Origin of the sequence: Pseudomonas poae (assembly GCA_028869255.1) — a bacterium.
Taxonomy (GTDB): domain Bacteria; phylum Pseudomonadota; class Gammaproteobacteria; order Pseudomonadales; family Pseudomonadaceae; genus Aquipseudomonas; species Aquipseudomonas poae_C.
Genome location: CP110972.1, coordinates 3131996 through 3155583 on the forward strand (window position 1 = coordinate 3131996; position 23588 = coordinate 3155583).

Sequence of the window (23588 nt, forward strand, 5' to 3'; positions counted from 1 at the left end):
TTATTTGGGATAACCGGCGCGTTTCATCTCGCGCTCGGTGGTGGACTGTGCCTGGAGCAACGCCTGGTCAACCGACATGCCGCCGGTGAGCGCCGCCGAAAACAACTTGCCGACGGAGGTGCCGATGGCCTGGAACTCGGGGATGGTCACGTACTGGATGCCCACGTACGGCACCGGTTTGGCCGACGGGTGCGCGGGGTCGGCGTGCTGCATCATTTGCAGGGTCACCTGGGCAAACGGTGCGGCCTTGAGGTACGCCTCGTTGTAGGTGGATTGGCGCGTGCCCGGCGGCACATTGGTGATGCCTTCTTTATCAGCGACCAGTTGGATGTAGTCCTTGGACGTCGCCCAGGTAATAAAGGCCTTGGCGGCGTCCTTGTGCTTGGAGGTGGCCGGGATCGCCAGGGACCAGGCGTAGAGCCAGGACGAGCCTTTGTCGGTGACTTCGGTCGGGGCGGCGGCAAACCCTACGTTGTCCGCAACTTTACTTTGGCTCTTGTCGGTGGTGAACGAGCCGGCGACGCTGGCATCGACCCAGATCGCGCACTTGCCGCTGTTGAACAGCGCCAGGGTTTCGTTGAAGCCGTTGCTGGAAACGCCCGGCGGGCCGTAGTTCTTCAGGGTGTTGACGTAATAGTTGGCCGCCGCCGTCCACTCGGGGCTGGTCAACTCGGGCTTCCACTGCTCGTCGAACCAGCGTGCGCCAAAGGCATTGGCCATGGTGCTCAGCAGCGCGATGTTTTCACCCCAGCCGGCCTTGCCACGCAGGCACATGCCGTATTGGCCCTGATCTTTAGCCGTGAGTTTGGCGGCGAACTCGCCGAGCTGACTCCAGGTCGGGTGCGCGGGCATGCTCAGGCCGGCCTGCTTGAACAGGTCGGTACGGTAGTAGGTGAGCGTGCTTTCGCCGTAGAACGGCAAGGCATACAGGGTGTTGTTAACCGACAGGCCCTGGCGCACCGAGGGGAAAATATCGTCCGCATCGTAATCGGCTGGCAGTTGGGTCAGCGGTTCGAGCCAGTGTTTGGCGCCCCACAGTGGAGTCTCATAAGTGCCGATGGTGAGCACGTCAAACTGCCCGCCCTGGGTCGCAATATCGGTGGTCAGGCGTTGGCGCAGCACGTTTTCTTCGAGTACTACCCAGTTGAGCTTGATGTCCGGGTGCTGCTGCTCGAACACCTTGGACAGGCGTTGCATGCGGATCATGTCACTGTTGTTGACCGTGGCGATGGTCACGGTGTCGGCGGCATGGCTGGGCATGGCCAGTGCCAGCGCGCAAAGCAGGAATGACGCTTGCGGGATCTTGAACATGGCGGTTTCCACCTGTTGTTTTTGTTGTTGAGGGCCGATTACAGCAGCTTGTCCAGGCCCTCACAAACGCATGGCGGATGCTGGACCGGTACTTTTTTAACCGCCGCCTCAGGATCAAAAAAGTATCAGTGCCGGGCGAAACAGGGGGTAGCGCGAGGGTTGCCAACCCGCGTATTTTGAAGCGATTACACAACTAAAAGAGGCATCACCATGCCCATCAGCCGCGCCCAACTGTTCGAACACCGCCCCGCTGAACTCGAAGTGATCCTGCCCGAACCCGAGCATTGTTTTCGTTGGTTCGAACATGACTACCCCTTCGAACTGGCGCGCTGGAACCACCACCCCGAGTTCGAAATCCACCTGATTCGCCAAGGCAGCGGCAAGTTGGTGGCGGGCGACTACATCGGCGCGTTCGGCGCCGGGCATGTCGCGCTGATCGGTCCCGACCTGCCCCACGACTGGATCGGCGAACTGGCCCCTGGCGACTACCTGCACGGCCGCGATGTGGTACTGCAATTCGATGGTGCCGCCCTCCTCGCCCTACGTAAAACCCTGCCGGAACTCGGCGACTTGCAGCCGCTGTTCGAACAGGCCCGGCGCGGCCTGGAATTCAGCGGTGATACGGCGCTGCAGGCCGCGCGCCTGATGGAAGCCATCGGCAACGCCCACGGCCTGCAGCGGCTTATCCTGTTCCTGCAACTGCTCGACACCCTGAAAAACGCCGCACCCGCGCAGGTAAAAGCCCTCGCCAGCCCTTGCTACGCACCGACCCTGGATGCACGCAGCGCTGAACGCATCAACAAGGCCTTCGACTACTTGATGCGTGAACTCACTGGCGACTTGCGCCTGTCGGTGATCGCACAACAGCTGGAGATGAGCGAACCGGGCTTCTCACGGTTCTTCAAACGCAACACCGGCCACGGGTTCATCGACCTGATGCGCAAGTTTCGCGTGCAGCGCGCCTGCCGGCTGTTGCTGCAAAGCGAGATGTCGGTGGCGGATATCTGCTTTGAAGTGGGCTATGCCAACCTGTCCAATTTCAACCGGCATTTTCGAATCGAGATGCACCAGACGCCCAGCGAATATCGGCGGGAAACCGCAATGCACCTGTTCAAGCGCAGCCAAAAAATGACACCCAGTCAATTCTGACCAAAGGGTCGATTAATCCAGTTTTTTATCACTTAGTTCAATCCCTTAAGAAAGTTGGTACGCCGCGTGCAAACGTTTGCGGAACGAACTTGACAGCCAAGTTCACCTTTACCCGAAGAACCGGGTTCAAACCGCGTACGAATAGGGACTTTCAATGCACCCCACCTCAAGGCGTCCTGCTTCCTTTGGTGTTTCCTTGCTACTGGCGGCCGTTACGGGAGTACTCAGTGCGCCCATTTTGGCGCAGCAAAAACCCGCCGATGACTCAGCACAGGGCGAAACACTGAGCCCTGAAGCAAGCCCGGCAACAAAAAAGGCGTGTACTGGTCGGACTGGTTCAACCAGGACCTGACCCTTATCGGCAGCAAAGACATCAGCTTTGGCCCCAAGCCCCAGGATGATGTGTACCTGGAATACGAATACTTCGGCCGCAAGGGGCCGTTTGAGCTGTACGGCTATATCGATGTGCCGAAGATCCTCACCATCGGTAACAGTAATGACAAAGGCGTGTGGGACCATGGCTCGCCGGTGTTCATGGAGCACGAACCGCGCATCTCCATCGACTACCTGGCGGGGCGCAGCCTGGCCATCGGGCCGTTCAAGGAATGGTACGTGGCGTTTGACTGGATCTACGACCATGGCAGCAATAAAGCCAACCGCGCCAACACCCTGTACAGCGGCCTCGGTACCGATATCGACACGCACTCGCGGGTCAACCTGTCGGCCAATTTCTACGGGCGTTACCAGTGGGAAAACTACGGCGCCAGCAATGAATACTCGTGGGACGGCTACCGTGCGCAGATGAAGTACATCGTGCCCATCAGCAGCTTCGACAATGGCGCCTCGCTGACCTATATCGGCTTCACCAACTACGATTTCGGTTCCGACCTGCACAAGGACAACCCGGCGCGCACCGCCAACTCACTGGTGGCGACCAATGTGCTGCTGTATTCGTTTACCCACCTGCGTTTCACCTGGTCGGCCGTTACTTTCATAACGGCGGCAACTGGGAGGATGGCAGTGAGTTGAATTTCGGCGAGGGCAACTTCCGCGCCCGCTCCGACGGCTGGGGCTACTACGCCGGCGTGGGCTATCAATTCTGATCAAGGAGCTATAAATGAAAGCGCTGACTCGTCTCTCGATGGCCGTGGGCCTGGCCCTGCTGCCCCATCTGGTGCTGGCTGATACAGCCGCGCCGATCAAACCCAAAGTGATGCTGATCACCATGTTCGCCCCCGAGGCGCAAACCTGGATCGACCGCCTGCAACTCAAGCAGGAAGTGCGCGTGCCGGGCCTGTCCGCCGAATACCCGGTGATTCGCTGCAACACCCAGGACGTGTGCCTGCTGGTGACCGGCATGGGCCAGACCAACGCCGCCGCGTCGACCCTGGCCCTGGCCTTGTCGCCCAAGTTCGACCTGCGCCAGAGTTACTTCCTGATTGCCGGGATAGCCGGGATCAACCCCAAGCATGGCACCATCGGCACTGCTGCCTGGGCGCATTACCTTGGTGGAGTTCGGCACCCAGTGGGAGCTGGATTCGCGGGACGCCCCGAAGGAGTGGCCAACCGGCTATATCGGCATCAACACCAAGGGCCCCAACGAAAAACCGCCGTTGGACTACAAGACCGAAGTGTTTGAGTTGAACCCCAAGCTGCAAGCCAAGGCGTTTGCCCTGTCGCACGCCGTCGAGCTGACGGAGAGCAAGGAGTCCGCCGCCTGGCGCAAACACTACCCCGCAGCGCCGGCCAATCAGCCGCCGCAAGTCACCCGTTGCGACACCCTGGCGGGTAACACCTGGTTCTCCGGCACGCGCCTGAGCGAGCGCGCCGAAGTCTGGACCCGGTTGCTCACCGACAACAAAGGCGAATACTGCACCACCCAGCAGGAAGACAATTCCACCTATGAAGCCCTGCTGCGCGCCAGCCGTGAGGGCCTGGTGGATATCCAGCGCCTGGCGGTGGTGCGTGCCGGTTCCGATTTCGACCGACCGTACCCGGGCTACAGCGAAGTCGACAACCTGCTCAAATACGCCGACCAGGGCGGGTTCGTACCGGCGCTGGAGAACCTGTACCGCACGGGCAACCCGCTGGTACAGGCGATTCTCAAGAACTGGTCGGCTTGGGAACAGGGCGTTCCCGAAGCCTGATGGAGATAACGGTTTCAGGGCAGGAAGATGATCTTGTCTGCACTGCCTTGATTAACCTCCTCGTAGCACTGCACCCCGTCGGCCAGCGCCACTTCGCGCAGGCCGCTGGGCAGCGGCAACAGCCCTTCATCAAAGAAGCGCCCGAACTGTTCCAGCATCACCGCACACTGCTCGCAGTTGTAGAGCAACGAATTGATCCCCACCACCGAGCCGCCCTTGCGGTACAGCGCCAGGGCCGGTAACTGCACGTGGCCGTCCACCGGCGCGGCGATGATCGCGATATGCCCGAACGGCGCCAGGCCCGCCACGGCGGCCGGCAACCAGAAACCCGTGGTGTCGAAGATCACATCCGCACCGCCCTTGAACACGGCGTTTACCTGCGGGCCCAGTTCCTCCGGCTTGCCCAGGGCAATCGCATCGACCCCCTGCCCCTGCAACACCTCGACCTGCTCCACCCGGCGCACCGCCGCCAGCACCTGGGCGCCACGAATCTTCGCCAACGCCAACGCCGCACTGCCTACCGCGCCATTGGCGCCAATCACCAGCAACCGCGTGCCTTTTGCGACACCGCTGCGCTCCAGCGCATCCCAGGCGGTGGTGTACGGCACGCCAAGGCTGGCGGCCTGGGCAAAACTTAAATGAGTGGGTTTATGCGCCACGCCCTTGGCCGACACCGTGAGGAACTGCGCGTGGGAGCCGTCGGCGAAAAAACCCAGGTCGCGGCCGGTGCCCCAGACTTCCTGGCCGACCAGGTCCTGCGGGCCTTGCACGACCACACCGGCAAAGTCGCGGCCGGGAATGCGCGGCACTGTGGTGTAGGGGAAACGGCCGAGCAGGTTTTTCACGTCGCTGGGGTTAAGGCCGGCCGCCTTGATCTGCACCAGCACCTCACCGGACGCCGGCACCGGGGTGGTGACGTCGACGAAACTCAGGGCGTTGATGTCGCCGGTGGCGGAAAACTGCAATGCTTTCATAAACGTAATCCATCCGAAGGAATGAACAACTCAGGACAACCAACCGCTGACCAGCTGCCGCCCCATGGGCCAGAGCTTTTCGCCCAGCAGCATGCCCATCAGCCCCACCAGGGCGATGGCCGGCGGCGCTGGCGAGCGGAAATCCAGGGCGCCGTAGATCACGCCGACAAACAGGCCGATGGCAAGGGAAATCAGATAGTTCATGGGGTTGGCGCCTGACGGGTTGATGGGCCCAGTGTAGAGAGCCCATTGCTGAAGCATCGGCCAAGTGCTTCAGGATTTCGGCCAACCCCTCAGCCGAGGTAGTGCGAGGGCGCGACGCCCAGTTCACGCCGAAACATGTCGCTGAAACTGCTGGGCGAGTACCCGAGGGAGCGTGCAATGCCGCTCACCGACTGGCCCTGGATCAGCTCTGCCACCGCCGTGGCCAGCTGCACTTGCCGGCGCCATTCGGCAAAGCCCATGCCCAGGTTATTCTGGAACAGCCGCGCCAAGGTGCGCACGCTGGCACCGGCCGTTTCGGCATGTTGCTCGAAAGGCACCGCCAGGGACGGCGCCGCCATGACCGCCTGGCACGCGCTGACCAGACGCCGGTCGGCGTCCACCGGCATGGCGATGCGGATCTGCGAGCGGCGCGCCCGTTGCAGCTCCAGCAGGGCCAGGCCGACCACCGCGTCGTAATAGCCGGCGTCAGCGCTGTCGCCCTGCTCCACCAGCGTGACGATCAGCTCGCGCAGCAGCCCGCCGACCTCGATCACCTGGACCTGGCTGTCCAGCGTGGCCGCCAGCGCCGGGCGCAGATAGATATTGCGCATCTGCAAATCCGACACCACGCGAATGCCGTGTTCAACCCCAGGCGGCAGCCACACCGCACGCTGGGGCGGCACCACCAGGGCTTCACGCGGGGTCTCGACCCACATCACGCCGCTCATGGCATAGAGCAATTGGCCCCAATCGTGGCTATGCGGTTCCACGTACAACCCACGGGGGTACGTGCGCGCCAACGGCTGAACGGGGACGGCGTGATCACTGAGGTCGGGGGGCGCAGCCAGGGCCATGGAGTGCACGTCAATCAAGGGTGAGCCGCCATGGTAAATGACCACCGCTCGACAATCCGAGTGAATTTTTAGCGCCCGCAAGGATCACTTGCTTTACACCACCGGGGCTGAGGGGCCAATGAATAACGCCAAACTGTTTGTGATCGACTACACCCTGCATGGCGAGCCCAGGTCGTTCATCATCCGCCTGGAAAAGCTCGACACCGCAGAAGCCTGGCATTGGGCCAGCTGTGACGCCGGGGTGGGCCGTATCGGCCGCTTCGCACGCGAGCAGGTGAAGAAGACCAGCCGCGAACAGGCCGAAAAGTTCGGCATTACCGATGTGCAATGGCGCCGCTCGGACGCGCGCGCCCAGGCTTGATCAGGGAGGAACAACCATGGTTTTACCGGCAACGGTCAATGGCAAGGCGCGCATTGATTACACCCAGGACACCTTGTTCGGGCCATTGGCCAAGCATGTGGAATGCCACGTGAGCTTGCAGCATAAACCCGGGTGGCTGGTACTGAAGGTGTTCCAGCCGCTGCCGGATGATCTGCACGCGGCGCAAACCGTGGTGTTTGCGCTGGAAGGCAGGAGGACCAGCGGAGTGGTGCGGGATCGCCAGCGCCTGTCCGACCATAGCTTGCGCCTGGAGCTGGAAACCCGGTAACCCAAGCACTGAGCGTCAATTGTGGGAGCGGGCTTGTTCGCGAAAGCGGTGTATCAGTAGACCATTGCTGACCGACACTGCGCTTTCGCGAGCAAGCCCGCTCCCGTTTTTTTTAAACGCGTTCAGCCTTTAGCCGACTTGGCGCACTCACAGCCCGTGGCCGCCGCGCAAGGCTCGCCATGGGCATGGTGCTCGGCACAGCCCTGGCAGCAATAGCCCTTGCCGTCCTTCATTACCGCATCAGCTCCCAACACACACTTGCAGTGTGGGCACGCACAGGTTTCATCGGGCATGGTCAGACTCCTTCTTCATGGTCGTCCCGGTGCGGCGAGCGCCGGCACCTTAAGCAGTGACTGCGGCCCGCCGTTGATGGTTCAAACCATCAGTCGGTGCGCGTATTGCTGCGATACATGAACACCAGCGCAAGTGCCAGGCAGGCCATCGCCACGATGCGGCTGCCTGAGAGCTCGATGGCCGGGTTGCCCAGCCAGCCGAAGTTGTCGATCAGCATGCCCATGCCCAACTGCCCGACGATCACCGCCACCGTCGCGACCGCCGTACCGACCACCGGCACCGCGCCGACCATCACCATCATGTACACCACGCCGAACAGCGCGCCGGTCAGTTGCCATTTGGGCACTTCCAGCAGGCTCACGGCCTGGGCCGGTTCGAAGAAGAAAATCAGCAGCGCGGTCACGACCGCCCCGACCACAAAGGTCACCAGGCTACTGCGCAACACGCCTACCGCCTGCCCCAGGCGACCATTGATCGCGGCCTGCACACTCAGCACCGCACCTGCGGCGACCACCAGCACCAATAACAGAATCAGATTCATCGCCTTACCCTCGTGCTATCAGAACAAGTGCCGCCACAATCAACGCCAGGGCAATCCAGCGCTCGCCATTCACACGTTTACGTGCGGTGCCAAACCAGCCGAAATGGTCGATCAACACACTCTTGCCCACCTGGCCCGATAAAATCGCAATCATCGTCATCGCGATACCGATATGCGGCGTGGCCAGGGTCAGCACCACAACATAGATTGGCCCCAGAAACCCGCCGATCAACTGCCAGCGCGGCAAGTCGGTCAACGCCGGGCCCTTTTGCGGGCCGCTGAACAGCAGCAGTAAAAACAGAATCGCCGAGCCGACGCCAAAGATGCTCAACGTCGCCCACAAGTGCCCTACCTGCACACCCAGCGGCCCGAGCAAACCGGCCTCCACCGACAGGCCCATGCCTGCCAGGATCACCAGTGGCAGCAACAGCAACCGTAGAAGGTTTTTTTTTCGGCGTAACCTGCGCTACACCCTCGATAGAACTTGCCTGCATACATCACCTGCGCTTCAAGAAAGTAAACCTGGCGCGCATTATCCGGTGGCCGTGCTGTGCGATAAATGGGAGCATGCCTACAACACCTTTGCGGATTACGCACAACCCGGAGGCATGATGCAGGGTTTGAATGAACTGAGTTTCAAGGCATTGCGCCTGTTTGTGGCGGTGCTGGACCATGGCAGTTTTTCCGAAGTGGCGCGCCGCGAAAGCCTCGCGCCCTCCTCCATTTCCCGGCAGATCCAGTTGATGGAACAGGCCCTCGGCCAGCAGTTGCTCTATCGCCACACCCGTGCGGTAAGCCCTACCGAGGCCGGGCGCCTGCTGGGGCGCCATGCACGCGTGATGCTGGAGCAACTGGAAGCCGCCGGCCAAGCCCTGCAGGAACAGGAAAGCGAACCCAGCGGCCTGGTGCGCATCAACGCGCCGATGGTGTTCGGCCAGCGTCACCTGTCACCGTGGCTCGGCGAGCTGTGCCGGCGCTACCCCAAGCTGCAACTGGATATCCAGCAAACCGACACCTACGTCGACCCCCTGCAAGACGGCACCGACCTGCTGTTCCGCATCGGCGTGCTCAATGACTCCGGCATGCAGGCGCGCATCTTCGCCCCCCAGCATTTTCGCATCGCCGCCAGCCCTGCCTACCTGGCACGGCACGGCACGCCGCAACACCCAGACGAACTGATCAACCACCAATGCCTGGCCTATAAAGGCATCACCGGCCAGCAACGCTGGTTCTTCCGCAAGGGTCAGGACGACTGGCAGCCCTACAGCGTCAAGGGCCCGATCACCGGCAACCACGCCGACACCCTGACCCACGCCGCCGAGCAGGGCCTGGGGCTGGTGGTGTTTCCGTCCTGGCTGATCGGCGAAGGCTTGCGCGCCGGCACGTTGCAGGCGGTGCTGACGGAGTACGAGGTAGCGACCACCCTGGAGCCGCAGCAGATTGCCGCGTTATGGCCGGGCAGCCGGCGGTTGTCGCTGAAGGTGCGCACGGTGATTGATTATTTCGTGGAGTGTTTTGGGGTGGTGCCGTATTGGGATCGCTGAGCGGCCCCACCTATTGAGGAAATTTCCTTCCTTCAAAAGTAAGCCCGTTCTGATTTTACGGGCCAGTATTTCCGGACAGGGTGCAGGCGTTCAAACTTCGGCGACTTTCAATATGAAGAGACACCCTGAATACAAAATGAAAGGAAAACTGGAGATCCCTGGCAACTTCGAGGCGCCCTTGCCGGAGGACATCCTGGATACATTCGCAGGCAACGCCAAACGCTTGGCCTGACTCATCAATTAAAAAAGCCACTGCCCTATCAACCACGCATTCGCCCCACTGATCACCGCAAACAGAAACCACGCCAGCACTCGTGTAGGCAGCCGATTGACGAACGGCCCCATCAGTTGCTTGTCACCCGTCATGCGGATCAGCGGGTACAGCGCAAACGGCAATTGCAGGCTGAGCACCACCTGGCTAAGGATCAGTAGCTTGCCAATCGCATCGTCGCCCATCAGCCACACCCCGAGGAACGCCGGGATCAGCGCCAGCCCACGGGTAATCAGGCGGCGTTGCCAGCACGGGATACGCAGGTTGAGGTAGCCCTCCATGATCACCTGCCCGGCGATGGTGCCGGTAAAGGTCGAGCTTTGCCCGGAAGCCAGCAAGGCGATGCCGAACAGGATGCTGGCAAAAGCGCCGCCCACCAGCGGGTCAAGCAGGTGATAGGCGTCCTGGATCTCCACCACGTCGGTGTGGCCGGTCTTGTGGAAGGCGGCGGCGGCCAGTACCAGGATCGCGGCATTGACCAGCAACGCCAGGGCCAGGGAGCCGATGGTATCGATACGCGCCAGCTTGACCGCATCCTGTTTGCTGGCCAGGTCTTTGCCGATCAGGCGTGTTTGCACGATAGAACTGTGCAGGTAAAGGTTATGCGGCATCACGGTGGCGCCGAGGATACCAATGGCCAGGTACAACGGCGCGGCATCGCTGATGGCCGACCATGACGGAGTGAAGCCACTGAACACGTCGGGCCAGTAGGGTTTGATCAGCACCAGCTCGATGAAGAAACACACGCCAATGGTCGCCACCAACGCCAGCATGATCGCCTCCAGGCGGCGGAAGCCCCGGTTCTGCAGGGCGAGGATCAACAATGTATCGAAGGCAGTGATCACAATACCGGTGGTCAGCGACACCCCCAGCAACAAGTGAAACGCCAGTGCGCAGCCAAGCACTTCGGCGAGGTCGGTGGCAATAATCGAGATTTCCGCGAGCACCCACTGGGTATTGGCGGAGCGCCGGCTGTAGCGTTCACGGCTCAGTTGCGCGAGGTCCTTGCCGGTGGCGATCCCCAGCCGCGAGCACAGACATTGCACCGCCATCCCCGCCAGGCTGGCCAGCAACACCACGAACAACAAACTGTAACCGTAGCGCGAACCGGCTTCGATGGCCGTGGCCCAGTTGCCCGGGTCCATGTAGCCGATAGAGATCAGCAGCCCGGGGCCGGCGAACATGAGGGCGCGCTTGAAGAACGAAGCCTTGGGGTCAACGGCGACGGAGCCGGCCACTTCCGGCGGGCAGAACGGGGCGGTAGCAATTTTTGGCAGGCTGAATTTCACGCGGTATCCCAGGCAAACACACAAGACAAGGACGCAGCTTATCAGTCGGACGCGACCGTGCGCATCACCGTGTCCCGAGGCAGGTCAAACGCTTCCACCACTTGCACCACCAGGTCCATTTCCTGGTTCAAGGCTTCGCGCTCCATGCGCTGGCGAATAACCCCGACCACCAGCACCGCCAGGGTGGTGATCGAGTACGCCGGGCCGGAAAACGCCCGCACCCCGCTGACCAGCAGCATCGCAGCGGCCAACGCCTGGCCCACCACCGGAATCGCCGTTGCCGCACCGCGACGCAGCATAAACCCGGTCAACCCGGCCAGCGCGGTACCGCTCAATGCAGTGGTGGCCGACCGGCCGACATCAAACCGGGTGAACAACCCCTGCTCTTTTTGCGCGGCGGCCTTGAGTTCGGCATCGAACACCTGCCGGTCGGCATTGCTGAGCTTGTCCTTGTATTGCTCGATCAGTTTTTCCGCGACCCGGGTTTCAAGGTCCGTCAGCGCCACGCTGGCCAGGGGCTCATCAAATTTTATCGCCAGACGTTGCGCCACATCTTCGGCGATCTGCCGGTAGCTCACGCCATGGCCGCGGGCCAGGTTCATAAAAGTGTCGCCGCCCATGCGTTGCAACTCAACAGCCAGCTTGAGCGGTTCACGCACCGTGGCATCAATTGACGCGCTACGCTTTTGCGCGATCAATTCGGCCAGGAACTTCAACTCCTCCGGCCGCGCCTGCACCAGCGCCGGGAACAGGTCCGCATCTTCTTCGACAAAGCGCACCTCGCTGCTGCGCTGGTCGGAGCGGATCAGGCCGCGCCGCTCGTGCAGCAGGTCGGTGTACTGCACCACGGTCTGCAGTTGCGGCCAGTAGGCGGCATGGTCGAAGGTGGCCAGGTGCACATTGGTGACCTTGGCCTTCAGCGCCGGCGTGACCGGGATCGCATAACGGCCGATGCAGCGCTCGGTGTCCGGCTTCATGGCCAGGGCCCAGTCCTTGCTGGAGTGGCAGTTGATCACGCGCCCCTTGAGCGGCGCCGATACTTCCTCCCACGGGCTTGAGGTACAGATCGCGCCCCCCATCAACAGGAGGTTGTCCAGCGGCAGTTCGCGGGCGGTCCCGGGGCTGGCCAGCAGGCTCTTGACCAGAATCCGTGCCCCCAGGGAGTGCCCGATCAGGTTGATCCGCCGCACCTGCAGCGCCTCGCCGTGCAAGTAACCGGCGAGTTCCGGCAGCAGGCTCCTGGCCACTTCGTCCACCCGAGCCTCGACGCTCTTATAGTGGTCGAGAAAATAGGCAATCGCCTTGCCCACCCCCACCGTCGCCGCGCCCAGGCTACCGCCGCCGAGCATCGCGGCCATTACATCCTTGAACGGAGCAAACAGGTTTTCCAGGAAATGCCCGGCCGGCCAGAACAGCATCAGGTTGGTCGAGCCTTCGATACCTGCCAGTTGTTCCTTGAAGTGACCCAGCTGTTGCCGGTTGAAGAACGCCGAATAACCGTGAACATAGAGATTGAGCACATCCCCTTGGGGCTCGCCACACAACACGAACGTGGGCTTGCGGGTGCGGTGCATTTCATCCCACTGGTGCTGCATGGGGCGGTGACTCCTGGTGACGATGGACGGCGATAGTAACAAAGGGTGAGATTCAACGCCGTACGGCTGTGGGAAAAGGCACCACATTGCCCTCCTCTTTCGGCCCCTTTCAGAACATCGATGCGGCCTTGGACTTGGCCAGGTAACGCGCCGGCGAATCCCCCAGGTTACGGCGGAACACCGAGGTGAAGGCACTGGAGCTGCTGAAGCCCAGCTCGAACGCCACATCGGTGATGGACGAACCATGGCTGAGCCGCGCCGTGGCCTCCAGCAGGCAGACCTGCTGGCGCCAGGACACAAACGTCATGCCGGTGCACTCACGGAAGTTACGCGTGAAGGTGCGCCGGCTCATGCTGGACCAATCGGCCATCTCGCCAATCGAGATTTTCTGCGTGGGCGCCTCGAGAAAGCGCTGACAGGAACGGGCCAGGCGCGACTCGGAGGGCAACGGCGCACTGAGGGGCAACTCGGGCATGGCGCCGATTTCATCGATCAACAGGGTCAGCACACAACGATCCCTGACGCTGGGCGCAGCAGACGGCCCGATCGCCAGCGCCGCTTCCAGCAAATGCCGCAGCAACGGCGACACACCAAACACCTGGCAGTGGTCCTGCAGCCCGGCGCGCTGGGCGGCGTCGTCATCCAGGTAGGTGTTGAGCATCACCACATCGCCGCGCATATGCATCTCATGCGCTACCCCGCCCGGCACCCAGATGGCCCGTTGCGGCGGCACTACCCAATTGCCCAGGTCGGTGAACATCTTCAGCGCGCCGGTGGAGGCATACGCAAACTGCCCGCGACGGTGGGTATGCCGGGGAAATACCGTACCCGACGCGTACTCGCGCAGCGTCACCACCGCTTCGGGGCTGTCGGGTTCATAGGGGGAAAAAGTGAAGGTCGGCGGCATGGCCCGATTTTGTCAAAGTATGACCTGACATAGCAAGCAGGCCATTTGCCCGCCACCTAGAATCGTTGCTCCCCAAGTTGGGTTTATTTCGAAGGGATATTCGGAAAATGAGCGTTAAAAACTACTTGGAAGTACGCGTTGACGGCCCAGTGCTCATGGTGGGACTCAACCGCCCGCAGAAGCGCAATGCCATGTCGCTGGAGGTCATGCACGAACTGCGTGACACCTTCAGCAACCTGCCGGAAGGTATTGGCGCCGCCGTGCTCTACAGCACCAGCCAGCACTTTTGCACGGGGTTGGACCTGTCGGAAATCCGCGACCAATCGGTGATCGACAACGTCCAGGCCTTTCGCGAATGGCACAAGACGTTCGAACTGATCCAGTTCGGCAAAGTGCCGGTGGTGGCGGCAATTACCGGCGCCGCCATCGGGGGCGGCCTGGAAATCGCCACGGCCTGCAGCCTGCGCGTGGTCGATGACAGCGCCTTCTTCTCGCTGCCCGAAGCCATGCGCGGGCTGTACGTGGGGGTTGGCGCCTCCGTGCGCTTCCCGCGCATTGCCGGCATCGCCCTGATGACCGACATGATGCTCACCGGCCGCACCCTCTACGCCAAGGAAAGCTACGAGCGCGGCGTCGCCCAATACCTGGTCCCGGTCGGCCAGGCAGTGCTCAAGGCCACCGAATTGGCCCACAAGATCGCGGGCAACTTGCCCATGACCAACTACGCGGTCACCCACGTACTGCCGCGCATTGTGGATCAGAGCCAACAGGACGGCCTGATGACGGAAGCCCTGATTGCTGCAGTGGTGTCCTCCGATACCCGCACCCAGGATCGCCTGGCCGATTTCCTGGATCGTAAAAAGGACAAGATCCAGACCACGCCAGAGGCGGTGTAACTCCCGGTCGTGAACGTTGCCGAGCGCGTCTCGGTAAACCATGGATGGCCTTCACAACTCACTATCAACCCGGTGAAACCATGTTTCAGCACAGCACTCAAGACGATCTTTATCGCAGCAATGACGCAGCCGATGAACGACTGATCAAAATCGAACGCAGCTGGCACAAACGTGCACAGATCAAGCTCGATTCGCAACGTCCGGATATCCAGCTTGACCTGCAGGCGCCGGACTTTCTCGAGGCCCTGCTACCTTTCGCCCATGACCCGCATTACCAGAACTACCCCCACGCCCTGAAGCTGTTGATCCTGTCGGCCGGGTGGGTCATCTACAACCAGAAAACCATCGCCATCGAAACCGAGATCATCTGCCCGTCCTGCATCGACCTGCTGCAGCTCGGCTCGCGCCTGAGTTCGGCCAGCGCCGCGACGATTTCCGAAACCCTGGCGGATGAGGCTTACCACACGCTGTTCTCGATCAACATGTGTGAGCTGGCGATTACCCAGCGTGGCATGCGCATCAAATGGCCGGAGCTGGAACTGACCCGCCACCTGAGCCAGGCGCAGGCCACCATGTCCGAGGCGGACTTCAAGATTTACCGCCTGGCCTTCTCGCTGGTGTCGGAGACGTTTATCAGCGATTACCTGGCCGACCTCAGCGACGCCCCCGAGATCCAACCGGTGTTTCGTCACGTGGTGGCCCTGCACAAAAAGGACGAGCTGGTGCACAAGCACATCTTCCCGCTGTTCGTGCAGCAGGTAGTCGGCGACTTCACCGCGCAGCAAACCCTGTTGTTTACCCGTGGCATCGCCAACTCGATCCGGATTTTCCCGATGCGCGAGATTTCCGCGTGGCGAATCATCCTGCCGCAGCTGCTTGAAGTCTTCGGCGACCGTTCGTTGCTGCTGCCCACTCAATTTATCGAGACCGGCGAAGCGGACTACTCGGCCATGCCCGAGATCCTCAGCTCAATCGGCATACATCCCGCCTCGGTGCTGCCTGAGCTGCATGGGATACCGGAACCGGTGACCACCGTTTGAACCCAGCGTGCTGCTGACCAATACAAATTCAATAGAGTAATGTTTATGTGTGGATACATTGGCGTGTTTGCCAAACAACCTCGTGCGTTCAACCCGAACATGTTCGATGCCGCCCTGCGCGCCATCCATCATCGCGGCCCGGACAGCTCCAGCCAGTGGTTCGACCCCAAGGGCCAGGCGGCTTTCGGTTATGTACGCCTGGGCCTGGTCGGGCTGGGCAACGGCACGCAGCCGATCGTCGCCGACGAAGGCGACCTGGTGATGATGGTCAACGGCGAGTTCTACGACTATCAACGCATTCGCTCGGAACTGGAGGGCTATGGTTGCCGCTTCAAGACCTCCTCCGACAGCGAGATCGCCATGCACCTGTACCGCCGCCACGGCGTACGCGGCCTCAAGCAACTGCGCGGCGAATTCACCATCCTGATTTTCGATCGCCTGCGCAAAAAGCTGTTTGCCGTGCGTGACCGGGTGGGCGTCAAGCCGTTGTATTACACCGAGCATGAAGGCGCGTGGTATTTCGCCTCGGAAATCAAAGCCCTGCTGGCGGCCGGTATTCCGGCGCAGTGGGACCACGAAGCCTACGCCAGCCGTGGCTTTATCCTGCGCGACCGCACGGTGTTCAACAATATTCGCAGCGTCAAGCCGGGGTGCTGGATCATTGCCGACGAAAGCGGCCTGCAGACCGAGCAGTATTGGGACTGGGACTTCCCCGACGCGCAGGCCAGCGAGCAACGCAGTGAGGCCGAGATGATCGACTCCCTGCGCCACACTATCGAAGAATCCGTGCGCCTGCGCCTGCATGCCGATGTGCCGGTCGGAGTGTGCCTCAGCGGCGGGCTGGATTCCTCGGCCATGCTGGGGATCGCCACCGAGCTGACCGGCCAACCGTTGCAGGCGTTCCACCTGTCCTTCGAAGGCGAGCAGGCTTACGACGAACGCCAGTACGCCGAAATAGCGGCCCGGCATAACCGCGCTCACCTCAATGTGTTGTCGGTGAACTCCTCCGATATGGCGGACAACTTCGAAAACGCCCTGTGGCACGCTGAAATGCCATTCGCCAACGCCCACAGCGTCGCCAAGTATCTGCTGTGCAAGTTCGTGCAAAACCAGGGCATGCGCGCGGTGCTGACCGGTGAAGGCGCCGACGAAGTCTTCGGCGGCTACCCGCACTACCGCCGCGACATGGTGCTGTACAACCACGAGCATCAGGACCCGGCGGCCATCGCCGAACTTACCCGGCGCCTGCACGCCAGCGAAGATCGCTACCTGCCCGGCGGCAGGAATGACGTGAAGTGGGTGCAGGACGAACTGGGCCACGGCGTGTCCTGGCTGCAGACTCAGTCCGCGTTGTTCGGCCCCCTGGCGCAGCTGTACACCGATGACTTCCGCGAACGTTTCTGTGATGTGGATGCCTATCGGCAGTTCTACGATCGCCTGAGCCCACGTGCGCTCAACGGCTGGGAGCCGGTCAACCGCTCGCTGTACATGGTAGCCAAATCCAGCCTGCCGAACGTGGTCCTCACGTCCCTCGGCGACCGCATGGAAATGGCCGGCAGCCTTGAAGGCCGCCCGCCACTGCTGGACCACCAGGTCATTGAAGCCGCCTGCCGCTTGCCGGTGAACATGAAAGTGCGCGGCGCCACCGAGAAATACGCCCTGCGCGAAGCCATGCGCCCTTACGTGCCCCAGGCGGTACTGGATCGCAAGAAGCAGTACTTCCGCGCCCCACCGGCGTCGGAGAGCCCGCAATCAAAACTGTTCGAGATGGTCAACGACGTCTTGAGCGGGCCGGCTTTAAGCAATGTGCCGTTCTTCGACCCGCGTAAAGTGCGCGCCTTGCTGGCAACATTGCCAAGCCTGTCGCCTGCCCAGCGTGCGTCGGCAGACAACCTGCTGATGGAAATTGCCGGGCTGTGCCTGATGCAAAAACGGTTCGCCCTGAACTGATTGCTGTGCGGCGCATCGCGATAGCGTTGCGCCGCCTGACCCAAGGAGGGTCCATGCTGAAAAAACATTTGTCACTCGCCGTACTCGTCACCCTGGTTTGGGGGGTTAACTTCCCCATCACCAAACTGGGCCTGCGCGCAATCGATCCGTTTGTTCTCACCGGCATCCGCTTCGCCCTCGCCGCCTTGCCACTGGTGTTTTTCATCAAGCGCCCGGCCGTCAAGTTCAGCTATGTGGCCGCCTACGGTTTCATCTTCGGGCTGGGCATGTGGGGCGTGATCAACTACGGGATTCAGGTGGGCGTGAGCCCGGGGATTGCCTCATTGATCATTCAACTCAGCGTGTTTTTCACCATGGGTTGGGGCTTTGTACTGTTCAAGGAGAAAATCCGTGGTGCGCAGATGGTCGGCGCCGTCATGGCCCTGGTGGGCCTCGCAGGAATCATTTCGACCCAGGAAGGCAACCATGCGGTGCTGGGGGTCATGTTGATCGTCCTGAGCGCGGTGGCCTGGAGCGTGGGTAACGTGATCATCAAGAAATCCGGGGTCAAGGAGATCTTTTCGTTCATGGTGTGGGCCAGCCTGATTCCGCCGATCCCGCTGTTTCTCACCGCTTGGCTGATGCACGGCAGTGCCGCGTTCGAGGGCCTGCAAGCCAGCCTCGACCTCACGGCTGTGCTGTCGATCCTGTTCCAGGTGTACCTGGCCACACACTTCGCCTACTGGGGCTGGAACTCGCTGCTCAAGCTGTACCCGGTATCGACCGTGGCGCCGCTGTCGTTGCTGATTCCGGTGTTCGGGATCACCAGTTCGATGCTGATTATCGGCGAGCGTATTTCCACACCGAACCTGATTTCAATCGGGATCATCATCGCCGGGCTGGCGGTGGGGCTGTACCGCAAACCGGCGAACCTGGCGCCTTCGGGCCATGGCGCAGTGATGCAAGCGGAAAAATAGTCCCCTGTGAAACAGCCCGGCGCGTGGCCGGGCTGCGGCACAACACTTAACAGGCGAAGTTATCGATCTTCACCTGGCCATCGGGAAAAGTCGCGATAATTTCCAACTCGCCACCCATTGCACGCACATAGTCGCGCAACGTGCTGATGTACATGTCGGTGCGGCGCTCCATCTTGGAGACGGCCGCCTGGTTGATATTCAATCGTTTGGCCAGGCTCTCCTGGCTCAACTGCTGAGCCTTGCGCAGCTCGTGCAAGGGCATTTCCTTGATGTGTTGCTGGAGCAGTTGCTCGGCTTCAGCACGCGCCTGCGGCGTCATGCGGGCTTGAAGCTCTGCGAATTTTTTAGCCATGGTTACGGCCCTCTTTACGCAATATTTCCAAATGCACGTCATACAGCTTTTCTGCCACGGGGAAGTGCTCCTCATACCATCGGTGTTGCCCGGTTTTGTCACCACCGATCAATAACAACGCACATCGGCGTGGATCGAAGGCGTACAACACCCGATAAGGCCGCCCCGCGTGCTGTATGCGCAATGCTCGCAAGTTGCCGTGCCGGGAGCCCTTGATGTCGCTGCTGTGGGGAAAGCCCAGACCCGGCCCTAAAAGCCCCAGCAGACCAACGCTGGCACACACCGAAACCTGCTCCTTTTTACCCAAATGTTCCCACCAGGCGCCGAATTCATCCGTGTATTCAATTTCCCAACTCATGCAAATATTCCACCCATGGAATATAAACTCAAGAGCCTGAAAACTAGTAGATAAACCGGATGAGCTGCCACCCGCCGCCCTCGGGAAATTGTTTGTACATCCTTCCGGCGGCGCTCATTGCGCGACAGGCAATGCCTTCAGGCGCGATCACACGCTGCAAAAACACAATTATCGAAATGCAAAAAGCGCTCTAATACCCGCCTGTTGACTGGTTTTGAAGATCCTGGAGTTCGCAATGCCCCATGAAGGCAATCTGTTACAAGCAGCCGTGGTGTTCCTGCTCGCCGCCGTGCTGACTGTGCCCCTGGCCAAACGCCTGCAGTTGGGCGCGGTACTCGGCTATCTGTTTGCCGGTGTGATCATCGGCCCGTCGGTGCTGGGCCTGATCGGCAACCCGCAAAGCGTGGCGCAGTTCTCGGAACTTGGGGTGGTGTTGCTGCTGTTTATCATTGGCCTGGAACTGTCGCCCAAGCGTTTATGGGTGATGCGCAAGGCGGTGTTTGGTGTGGGCCTGGCCCAGGTGCTGTTGACCGGGCTGGTGATGGGGGTTGTGGCGCTGTGGCTGTTTGGCCAATCCTGGAACAGCGCGATTGTGCTGGGCCTGGGCCTGGCGCTGTCGTCTACCGCGTTTGGCCTGCAAAGCCTGGCCGAGCGCAAGGAGTTGAACCAGCCCCACGGGCGCCTGGCGTTTGCCATCCTGCTGTTCCAGGACATCGCCGCGATCCCGCTGATCGCCATGGTGCCGCTGCTGGCCGGCAGCGATCATCCCACCACCGAGGCCCAGGGCCTGCAGCATGTCTTGCAGATCCTCGGCAGTATCGCGGTGGTGATCATCGGCGGCCGCTACCTGCTGCGGCCGGTGTTTCGCATCGTCGCCAAGACCGGCCTGCGCGAAGTGTCCACCGCCACCGCCCTGCTGGTGGTGATCGGCACCGCCTGGTTGATGGAGCTGGTGGGCGTGTCCATGGCCCTCGGCGCGTTCCTCGCCGGGTTACTGCTGGCGGACTCGGAGTATCGCCACGAACTGGAATCCCAGATCGAGCCGTTCAAGGGCTTGCTGCTGGGGCTGTTCTTTATCAGCGTAGGCATGGGCGCCAACCTGAGCCTGCTGCTCAGTTCGCCGCTGATCGTGATCGGCCTGACCCTGCTGTTGATCGGTTTGAAGCTGCCGCTGCTGTACGCGGTCGGCCGATGGGTGGGCGACCTCAACCGCGAAAGCGCCTTGCGCCTGGGCGTGGTATTGGCGGCGGGCGGTGAGTTCGCCTTTGTGGTGTTCAAGATCGGCCGCGATCAGGGCCTGTTCGAGCCGCACCTTTATGACGTCCTGGTGCTGACCATCACCCTGTCCATGGCCGTGACGCCGCTGCTGCTGTTGGTGTGCCCGAAGCTGTTCAAGCCCAAGGTCAAACCGGTGGAAGTGCCCGAGGAATACCGCGCCATCCAAAGCGACGCGCCGCGTGTGGTGATCGCCGGCATGGGCCGTATGGGCCAGATCGTGGCGCGGATACTGCGGGCGCAGAACATCTCGTTTATCGCCCTCGACACGTCGGTGGAAACCATCGAACTAACCCGCAGTTTCGGCGGCATGCCGGTGTTCTACGGGGACCCGCAGCGCCCGGAAATCCTGCACGCCGCCAAGGTCGACCAGGCGGAGTTCTTCGTGATCGCCATGGACGACCCGGAGATCAATATCAAGACTGCCGAGTTGGTGCGCAACCTCTACCCGCACATGAAAATCATCGCCCGCGCCCGTAACCGCCAGCACGTGCACCGCCTGGTGGACCTGGATGCCTCGCCGATTCGCGAGACCTTCTATTCCAGCCTGGAAATGAGCCGCCGCACCCTGGTGGGCCTGGGGCTGAGCCAGGCCCAGGCCGATGCGCGCATCACCCGCTTCAAGAACCACGATCTGCAAGTGCTCGCCGCACAACACGCGGTGTACGACGATGCGGCCAAGGTGATGCAGACCGCGCAGGAAGCCCGTGCAGAACTGGCACGGCTGTTTGAGATGGATCGGCTTGAGGAAGAGTCCGACAAGGTGTGAGGCCGTGGATGAACGATATTGCGTTTTTTCTGACAGAATACGCCGCAATTTCGTTCATCCCTGGAGCGCTTCATGGCCACTTACATCAAGACCGCAGCCCTGTTGGCCCTTGCGCTAACCGCCGGCAGCGTGTTCGCCGCCGCTAAGCCGGCTACGCAAACCATCTCCACCTTGGGCGGCAAGTTCAGCTTCAGCCTGCCCAAGGCATATGCCGCCGACACACTGCCTGCCGGCAAGGCCGAAGATGGCACCGCCGATACCCAAGGCACGATGTACGCCAACCAAACCACGAAAAGTGTGGTGATCGTCGCCGAAACCGTGCGTAACGACGGGGTAACCATCAACGACAACGACCCGCAGTTCCTCGACGGCGCCGTGGCCGGTTTCGTCAAGGACCAGAGCGCCGCCCTGCCCGACTTCAAGAAGTTGAACGAGAAAAAACTCACCTTCAAAGGGCTGGGTCTGCGTCAGGTGGACAGCACCGCCACCCAGGGCGGCGGCAAGACCTTGAACTCCACCTTCCTCGGCGGCTCGGGCAACCACTTGCTGGTGATCCAGGCGATCTCCCGAGCCGATGATGTGAAGGGGCATGCCGAGTTGGTGAAGCAGATTACCGGCGGCAAGTAATAACACCCAACCACTGTGGGAGCTGGCTTGCCTGCGATTGCGATCTACCAGGCCCCCGCGCCAGTGGCTGATACTCGGCTATCGCAGGCAAGCCAGCTCCCACATTGACTTCATTCACGGTGCGGATGTCAGTGCAGGCTTTTTTCCAGCCAGGCTTTCAAGTCCTGCACTTCTGCTTCGCTGATGGTGTGGTTCATCCCCGGGTAACCATGCAACTCCGGCGTGAGCCCCAATCCGCTCAGCACCTCATTCGCCCGCGTCGCCGACGCGTACGGCAGCGCCTGGTCCAGCGTGCCGTGGCCAATAAAGATCGCCAGTTTTTTCAAACGCTCGTCCGGCTTCAGCTCGGCCTTGAGCACTGGCAACACACTGCCGCTCAACGCCGCAATCCCACGCACCAGCCCAGGCTCACGCAACCCCACCTCGTAGGACATGATCGCCCCCTGGCTGAAGCCCACCAGGAACACGCGGTCTGGCTGGGTGTGGTATTTGGCGGTGGCCTGCGTCACAAAGTCTTTGATCAGCCTGGCGCTGCGTTGCAGGTCGGCTGTCTCACCATTGTAATCGCCGTTACCGGGGGTCTTGGTAAACCAACGATAGCCATGGGGGTCGACCGGCATCGGCGCACGGGCCGACAGGTAGGTCCAGGTGGACGGCAGCGCGTCCTTGATGCCGAACAGGTCTTGCTCATTACTGCCGAACCCATGCAGGAAAATCACCAGCGGCTCGTTACGCGCATCGCCCTGGGTTTGCTCCAGGTACGCCAGCGGCAAGTCGCTGTGCAGTGTCTCATCGGCATGGGCGGCACCGGCCACCAGGGCCAGCGCGAGGGCAAACAGTTTGAGCATGGGACGTTACCTCAAGGTTTGCGCAATAAATAAGTGTCCATGATCCAGCCATTTTCCAGGCGCGCCGCCTTGCGTACCCGTTCGATCTTTTCCGCCACTTCGCTGACTTTGCCGCTGATAAGGATTTCGTCCGGCGTGCCGAGGTAAGCACCCCAATAGATATCCAGGTCCTTGTCGGCCACCGTGCGGTAGGAGTCTTCGGCGTCGAGCATCACCACCAACGTATCGGCATCACTCGCCTGCCCCGCCGCCAAGCGGCGCCCGGTAGTGATTTCAATGGACTTGCCGATGCGGTTCAACGGCACTTTATGCTGGGCCGCCAGGGCCTGCACGCTGGTGATGCCAGGGATCACTTCGAACTCGAAGGTGCAGCGGCCACTGGCCAGAATCGCCTGCAGGATACGAATGGTGCTGTCGTACAGCGCCGGGTCGCCCCACGCCAGGAAAGCGCCGACTTCACCGTCAGCCATTTCCTGGTTGATCATTCGTTCAAACGTCTGCTGCTTGTCGCGGTTGAGGTCCTGCACGGCCGTGGTGTAGTCGATTTCGCCGCGCTCGCGCTCGGGGCAATCGGCCTCGACAAAGCGGTAGCCGGGCTCGGTGATGTAGGTCTCGCAGATCTCGCGGCGCAGGTCGATCAGCTTGTCCTTGCTCTGGCCCTTGTCCATCAGGAAAAACACGTCGGTGCGGTTCAGCGCCTTCACGGCCTGCATCGTGATGTAGTCAGGGTTGCCGGCGCCAATGCCGATGATCAGGATGCGTTTCATGGGTTGCTCTCATTGCGGGG

The 23588-nt window shown here is 61.4% G+C and carries 22 protein-coding genes and 4 pseudogenes; 12 read left to right on the forward strand and 14 right to left on the reverse strand.

From position 1 onward, the window contains the following. Window positions 1–1311, reverse strand: coding sequence for a sugar ABC transporter substrate-binding protein (locus LRS56_14035; protein ID WDU65458.1), 1311 nt, complete (start codon window positions 1309–1311; stop codon window positions 1–3). Between the two features lie 210 nt (window positions 1312–1521). On the opposite strand from LRS56_14035, the gene LRS56_14040 reads away from it, so the two are divergent. The 3 genes and pseudogenes from LRS56_14040 (at window position 1522) to LRS56_14050 (ending at window position 4607) form a co-directional block, all read left to right on the forward strand. Beyond that, a complete protein-coding gene (locus tag LRS56_14040) occupies window positions 1522–2460 on the forward strand; it encodes an AraC family transcriptional regulator (GenBank protein WDU65459.1) in 939 nt (312 codons plus the stop codon). A 154-nt stretch (window positions 2461–2614) separates the two neighbouring features. Then, window positions 2615–3563: pseudogene (locus LRS56_14045) on the forward strand (nucleoside-specific channel-forming protein Tsx). 14 nt (window positions 3564–3577) lie between these two features. Next, a pseudogene (locus tag LRS56_14050) lies at window positions 3578–4607 on the forward strand (purine nucleoside permease). A 14-nt stretch (window positions 4608–4621) separates the two neighbouring features. On the opposite strand, the gene LRS56_14055 reads toward LRS56_14050, so the two are convergent. The 3 genes and pseudogenes from LRS56_14055 to LRS56_14065 form a co-directional block, all read right to left on the reverse strand. Then, the gene (locus LRS56_14055) at window positions 4622–5581 is read right to left on the reverse strand and encodes a zinc-binding alcohol dehydrogenase family protein (GenBank protein WDU65460.1); all 960 of its coding nucleotides are present in this window, start codon (window positions 5579–5581) and stop codon (window positions 4622–4624) included. Between the two features lie 30 nt (window positions 5582–5611). Next, a complete protein-coding gene (locus LRS56_14060; GenBank protein ID WDU65461.1) occupies window positions 5612–5785 on the reverse strand; it encodes a DUF1427 family protein in 174 nt (57 codons plus the stop codon). A 69-nt stretch (window positions 5786–5854) separates the two neighbouring features. Next, window positions 5855–6639: pseudogene (locus tag LRS56_14065) on the reverse strand (helix-turn-helix transcriptional regulator). A 118-nt stretch (window positions 6640–6757) separates the two neighbouring features. Here LRS56_14065 and LRS56_14070 point away from each other — a divergent pair. Continuing rightward, window positions 6758–7000, forward strand: coding sequence for a hypothetical protein (locus LRS56_14070; protein WDU65462.1), 243 nt, complete (start codon window positions 6758–6760; stop codon window positions 6998–7000). 16 nt (window positions 7001–7016) lie between these two features. After that, entirely contained in the window at window positions 7017–7289 is a 273-nt protein-coding gene (locus LRS56_14075) for a hypothetical protein (GenBank protein WDU65463.1), read from the forward strand. Window positions 7290–7411: 122 nt separating this feature from the next. Here the strand turns inward: LRS56_14075 and LRS56_14080 are convergent, their stop codons facing one another. The 3 genes and pseudogenes from LRS56_14080 to LRS56_14090 all read right to left on the reverse strand — a co-directional run bounded on the left by LRS56_14080 (window position 7412) and on the right by LRS56_14090 (window position 8618). Then, window positions 7412–7582, reverse strand: a complete 171-nt coding sequence (locus LRS56_14080) for a metallothionein (protein WDU65464.1) — start codon at window positions 7580–7582, stop codon at window positions 7412–7414. Window positions 7583–7671: 89 nt separating this feature from the next. Then, window positions 7672–8124 carry a DMT family transporter gene (locus tag LRS56_14085; protein WDU65465.1) on the reverse strand — a complete coding sequence of 151 codons (453 nt, stop codon included), beginning with the start codon at window positions 8122–8124 and terminating at the stop codon, window positions 7672–7674. 4 nt (window positions 8125–8128) lie between these two features. Continuing rightward, a pseudogene (locus LRS56_14090) lies at window positions 8129–8618 on the reverse strand (DMT family transporter). A 117-nt stretch (window positions 8619–8735) separates the two neighbouring features. Here LRS56_14090 and LRS56_14095 point away from each other — a divergent pair. Then, window positions 8736–9668 carry a LysR family transcriptional regulator gene (locus tag LRS56_14095; GenBank protein ID WDU65749.1) on the forward strand — a complete coding sequence of 311 codons (933 nt, stop codon included), beginning with the start codon at window positions 8736–8738 and terminating at the stop codon, window positions 9666–9668. Window positions 9669–9908: 240 nt separating this feature from the next. Here LRS56_14095 and LRS56_14100 read toward each other — a convergent pair whose 3' ends face one another. The 3 genes from LRS56_14100 to LRS56_14110 form a co-directional block, all read right to left on the reverse strand. Beyond that, window positions 9909–11228: an Nramp family divalent metal transporter gene (locus LRS56_14100; protein WDU65466.1), complete on the reverse strand. Its 1320-nt coding sequence runs from the start codon at window positions 11226–11228 to the stop codon at window positions 9909–9911. 41 nt (window positions 11229–11269) lie between these two features. Further along, window positions 11270–12823: a DUF726 domain-containing protein gene (locus LRS56_14105; GenBank protein WDU65467.1), complete on the reverse strand. Its 1554-nt coding sequence runs from the start codon at window positions 12821–12823 to the stop codon at window positions 11270–11272. Window positions 12824–12932: 109 nt separating this feature from the next. Then, window positions 12933–13730, reverse strand: a complete 798-nt coding sequence (locus LRS56_14110) for a helix-turn-helix transcriptional regulator (GenBank protein ID WDU65468.1) — start codon at window positions 13728–13730, stop codon at window positions 12933–12935. Window positions 13731–13837: 107 nt separating this feature from the next. Here LRS56_14110 and LRS56_14115 point away from each other — a divergent pair, with 107 nt between their 5' ends. The 4 genes from LRS56_14115 (at window position 13838) to LRS56_14130 (ending at window position 18572) form a co-directional block, all read left to right on the forward strand. Beyond that, window positions 13838–14626 carry a crotonase/enoyl-CoA hydratase family protein gene (locus LRS56_14115; GenBank protein WDU65469.1) on the forward strand — a complete coding sequence of 263 codons (789 nt, stop codon included), beginning with the start codon at window positions 13838–13840 and terminating at the stop codon, window positions 14624–14626. Window positions 14627–14706: 80 nt separating this feature from the next. Continuing rightward, window positions 14707–15666: a diiron oxygenase gene (locus tag LRS56_14120; GenBank protein ID WDU65470.1), complete on the forward strand. Its 960-nt coding sequence runs from the start codon at window positions 14707–14709 to the stop codon at window positions 15664–15666. Window positions 15667–15711: 45 nt separating this feature from the next. Further along, entirely contained in the window at window positions 15712–17616 is a 1905-nt protein-coding gene (asnB, locus tag LRS56_14125; GenBank protein ID WDU65471.1) for an asparagine synthase (glutamine-hydrolyzing), read from the forward strand. Window positions 17617–17669: 53 nt separating this feature from the next. Further along, the gene (locus LRS56_14130) at window positions 17670–18572 is read left to right on the forward strand and encodes an EamA family transporter (protein WDU65472.1); all 903 of its coding nucleotides are present in this window, start codon (window positions 17670–17672) and stop codon (window positions 18570–18572) included. 46 nt (window positions 18573–18618) lie between these two features. Here LRS56_14130 and LRS56_14135 read toward each other — a convergent pair whose 3' ends face one another. Both LRS56_14135 and LRS56_14140 read right to left on the reverse strand, forming a co-directional pair. Beyond that, a complete protein-coding gene (locus LRS56_14135; GenBank protein WDU65473.1) occupies window positions 18619–18924 on the reverse strand; it encodes an XRE family transcriptional regulator in 306 nt (101 codons plus the stop codon). After that, on the reverse strand, window positions 18917–19282 hold the full coding sequence (locus tag LRS56_14140; GenBank protein WDU65474.1) for a type II toxin-antitoxin system RelE/ParE family toxin: 366 nt from the start codon (window positions 19280–19282) through the stop codon (window positions 18917–18919). Before LRS56_14140 ends, LRS56_14135 begins: the two co-directional genes overlap by 8 nt. A gap of 235 nt (window positions 19283–19517) precedes the next feature. On the opposite strand from LRS56_14140, the gene LRS56_14145 reads away from it, so the two are divergent. Both LRS56_14145 and LRS56_14150 read left to right on the forward strand, forming a co-directional pair. After that, window positions 19518–21326 carry a monovalent cation:proton antiporter-2 (CPA2) family protein gene (locus LRS56_14145; protein ID WDU65475.1) on the forward strand — a complete coding sequence of 603 codons (1809 nt, stop codon included), beginning with the start codon at window positions 19518–19520 and terminating at the stop codon, window positions 21324–21326. 72 nt (window positions 21327–21398) lie between these two features. Then, a complete protein-coding gene (locus LRS56_14150; protein WDU65476.1) occupies window positions 21399–21953 on the forward strand; it encodes a hypothetical protein in 555 nt (184 codons plus the stop codon). Between the two features lie 128 nt (window positions 21954–22081). On the opposite strand, the gene LRS56_14155 is transcribed toward LRS56_14150, so the two are convergent. Continuing rightward, the gene (locus LRS56_14155) at window positions 22082–22801 is read right to left on the reverse strand and encodes an alpha/beta fold hydrolase (protein ID WDU65477.1); all 720 of its coding nucleotides are present in this window, start codon (window positions 22799–22801) and stop codon (window positions 22082–22084) included. Window positions 22802–22812: 11 nt separating this feature from the next. Continuing rightward, window positions 22813–23568 (reverse strand): precorrin-6A synthase (deacetylating), encoded by a 756-nt coding sequence (cobF, locus tag LRS56_14160; protein ID WDU65478.1) that lies wholly within the window; start codon window positions 23566–23568, stop codon window positions 22813–22815. Window positions 23569–23588: the final 20 nt, after the last annotated feature.

Excerpts from the sequence above, each read along its gene's own strand:
- LRS56_14080 (WDU65464.1), bottom strand. The coding sequence starts at position 7,582 with ATGCCCGATGAAACCTGTGCGTGCCCACACTGCAAGTGTGTGTTGGGA.
- cobF (WDU65478.1), bottom strand. The coding sequence starts at position 23,568 with ATGAAACGCATCCTGATCATCGGCATTGGCGCCGGCAACCCTGACTAC.
- LRS56_14105 (WDU65467.1), bottom strand. The coding sequence starts at position 12,823 with ATGCAGCACCAGTGGGATGAAATGCACCGCACCCGCAAGCCCACGTTC.
- LRS56_14035 (WDU65458.1), bottom strand. The coding sequence starts at position 1,311 with ATGTTCAAGATCCCGCAAGCGTCATTCCTGCTTTGCGCGCTGGCACTG.
- LRS56_14075 (WDU65463.1), top strand. The coding sequence starts at position 7,017 with ATGGTTTTACCGGCAACGGTCAATGGCAAGGCGCGCATTGATTACACC.
- LRS56_14115 (WDU65469.1), top strand. The coding sequence starts at position 13,838 with ATGAGCGTTAAAAACTACTTGGAAGTACGCGTTGACGGCCCAGTGCTC.
- LRS56_14055 (WDU65460.1), bottom strand. The coding sequence starts at position 5,581 with ATGAAAGCATTGCAGTTTTCCGCCACCGGCGACATCAACGCCCTGAGT.
- LRS56_14145 (WDU65475.1), top strand. The coding sequence starts at position 19,518 with ATGCCCCATGAAGGCAATCTGTTACAAGCAGCCGTGGTGTTCCTGCTC.
- LRS56_14070 (WDU65462.1), top strand. The coding sequence starts at position 6,758 with ATGAATAACGCCAAACTGTTTGTGATCGACTACACCCTGCATGGCGAG.
- LRS56_14135 (WDU65473.1), bottom strand. The coding sequence starts at position 18,924 with ATGGCTAAAAAATTCGCAGAGCTTCAAGCCCGCATGACGCCGCAGGCG.
- LRS56_14150 (WDU65476.1), top strand. The coding sequence starts at position 21,399 with ATGGCCACTTACATCAAGACCGCAGCCCTGTTGGCCCTTGCGCTAACC.
- asnB (WDU65471.1), top strand. The coding sequence starts at position 15,712 with ATGTGTGGATACATTGGCGTGTTTGCCAAACAACCTCGTGCGTTCAAC.
- LRS56_14085 (WDU65465.1), bottom strand. The coding sequence starts at position 8,124 with ATGAATCTGATTCTGTTATTGGTGCTGGTGGTCGCCGCAGGTGCGGTG.
- LRS56_14130 (WDU65472.1), top strand. The coding sequence starts at position 17,670 with ATGCTGAAAAAACATTTGTCACTCGCCGTACTCGTCACCCTGGTTTGG.
- LRS56_14040 (WDU65459.1), top strand. The coding sequence starts at position 1,522 with ATGCCCATCAGCCGCGCCCAACTGTTCGAACACCGCCCCGCTGAACTC.
- LRS56_14110 (WDU65468.1), bottom strand. The coding sequence starts at position 13,730 with ATGCCGCCGACCTTCACTTTTTCCCCCTATGAACCCGACAGCCCCGAA.
- LRS56_14140 (WDU65474.1), bottom strand. The coding sequence starts at position 19,282 with ATGAGTTGGGAAATTGAATACACGGATGAATTCGGCGCCTGGTGGGAA.
- LRS56_14095 (WDU65749.1), top strand. The coding sequence starts at position 8,736 with ATGCAGGGTTTGAATGAACTGAGTTTCAAGGCATTGCGCCTGTTTGTG.
- LRS56_14120 (WDU65470.1), top strand. The coding sequence starts at position 14,707 with ATGTTTCAGCACAGCACTCAAGACGATCTTTATCGCAGCAATGACGCA.
- LRS56_14155 (WDU65477.1), bottom strand. The coding sequence starts at position 22,801 with ATGCTCAAACTGTTTGCCCTCGCGCTGGCCCTGGTGGCCGGTGCCGCC.
- LRS56_14060 (WDU65461.1), bottom strand. The coding sequence starts at position 5,785 with ATGAACTATCTGATTTCCCTTGCCATCGGCCTGTTTGTCGGCGTGATC.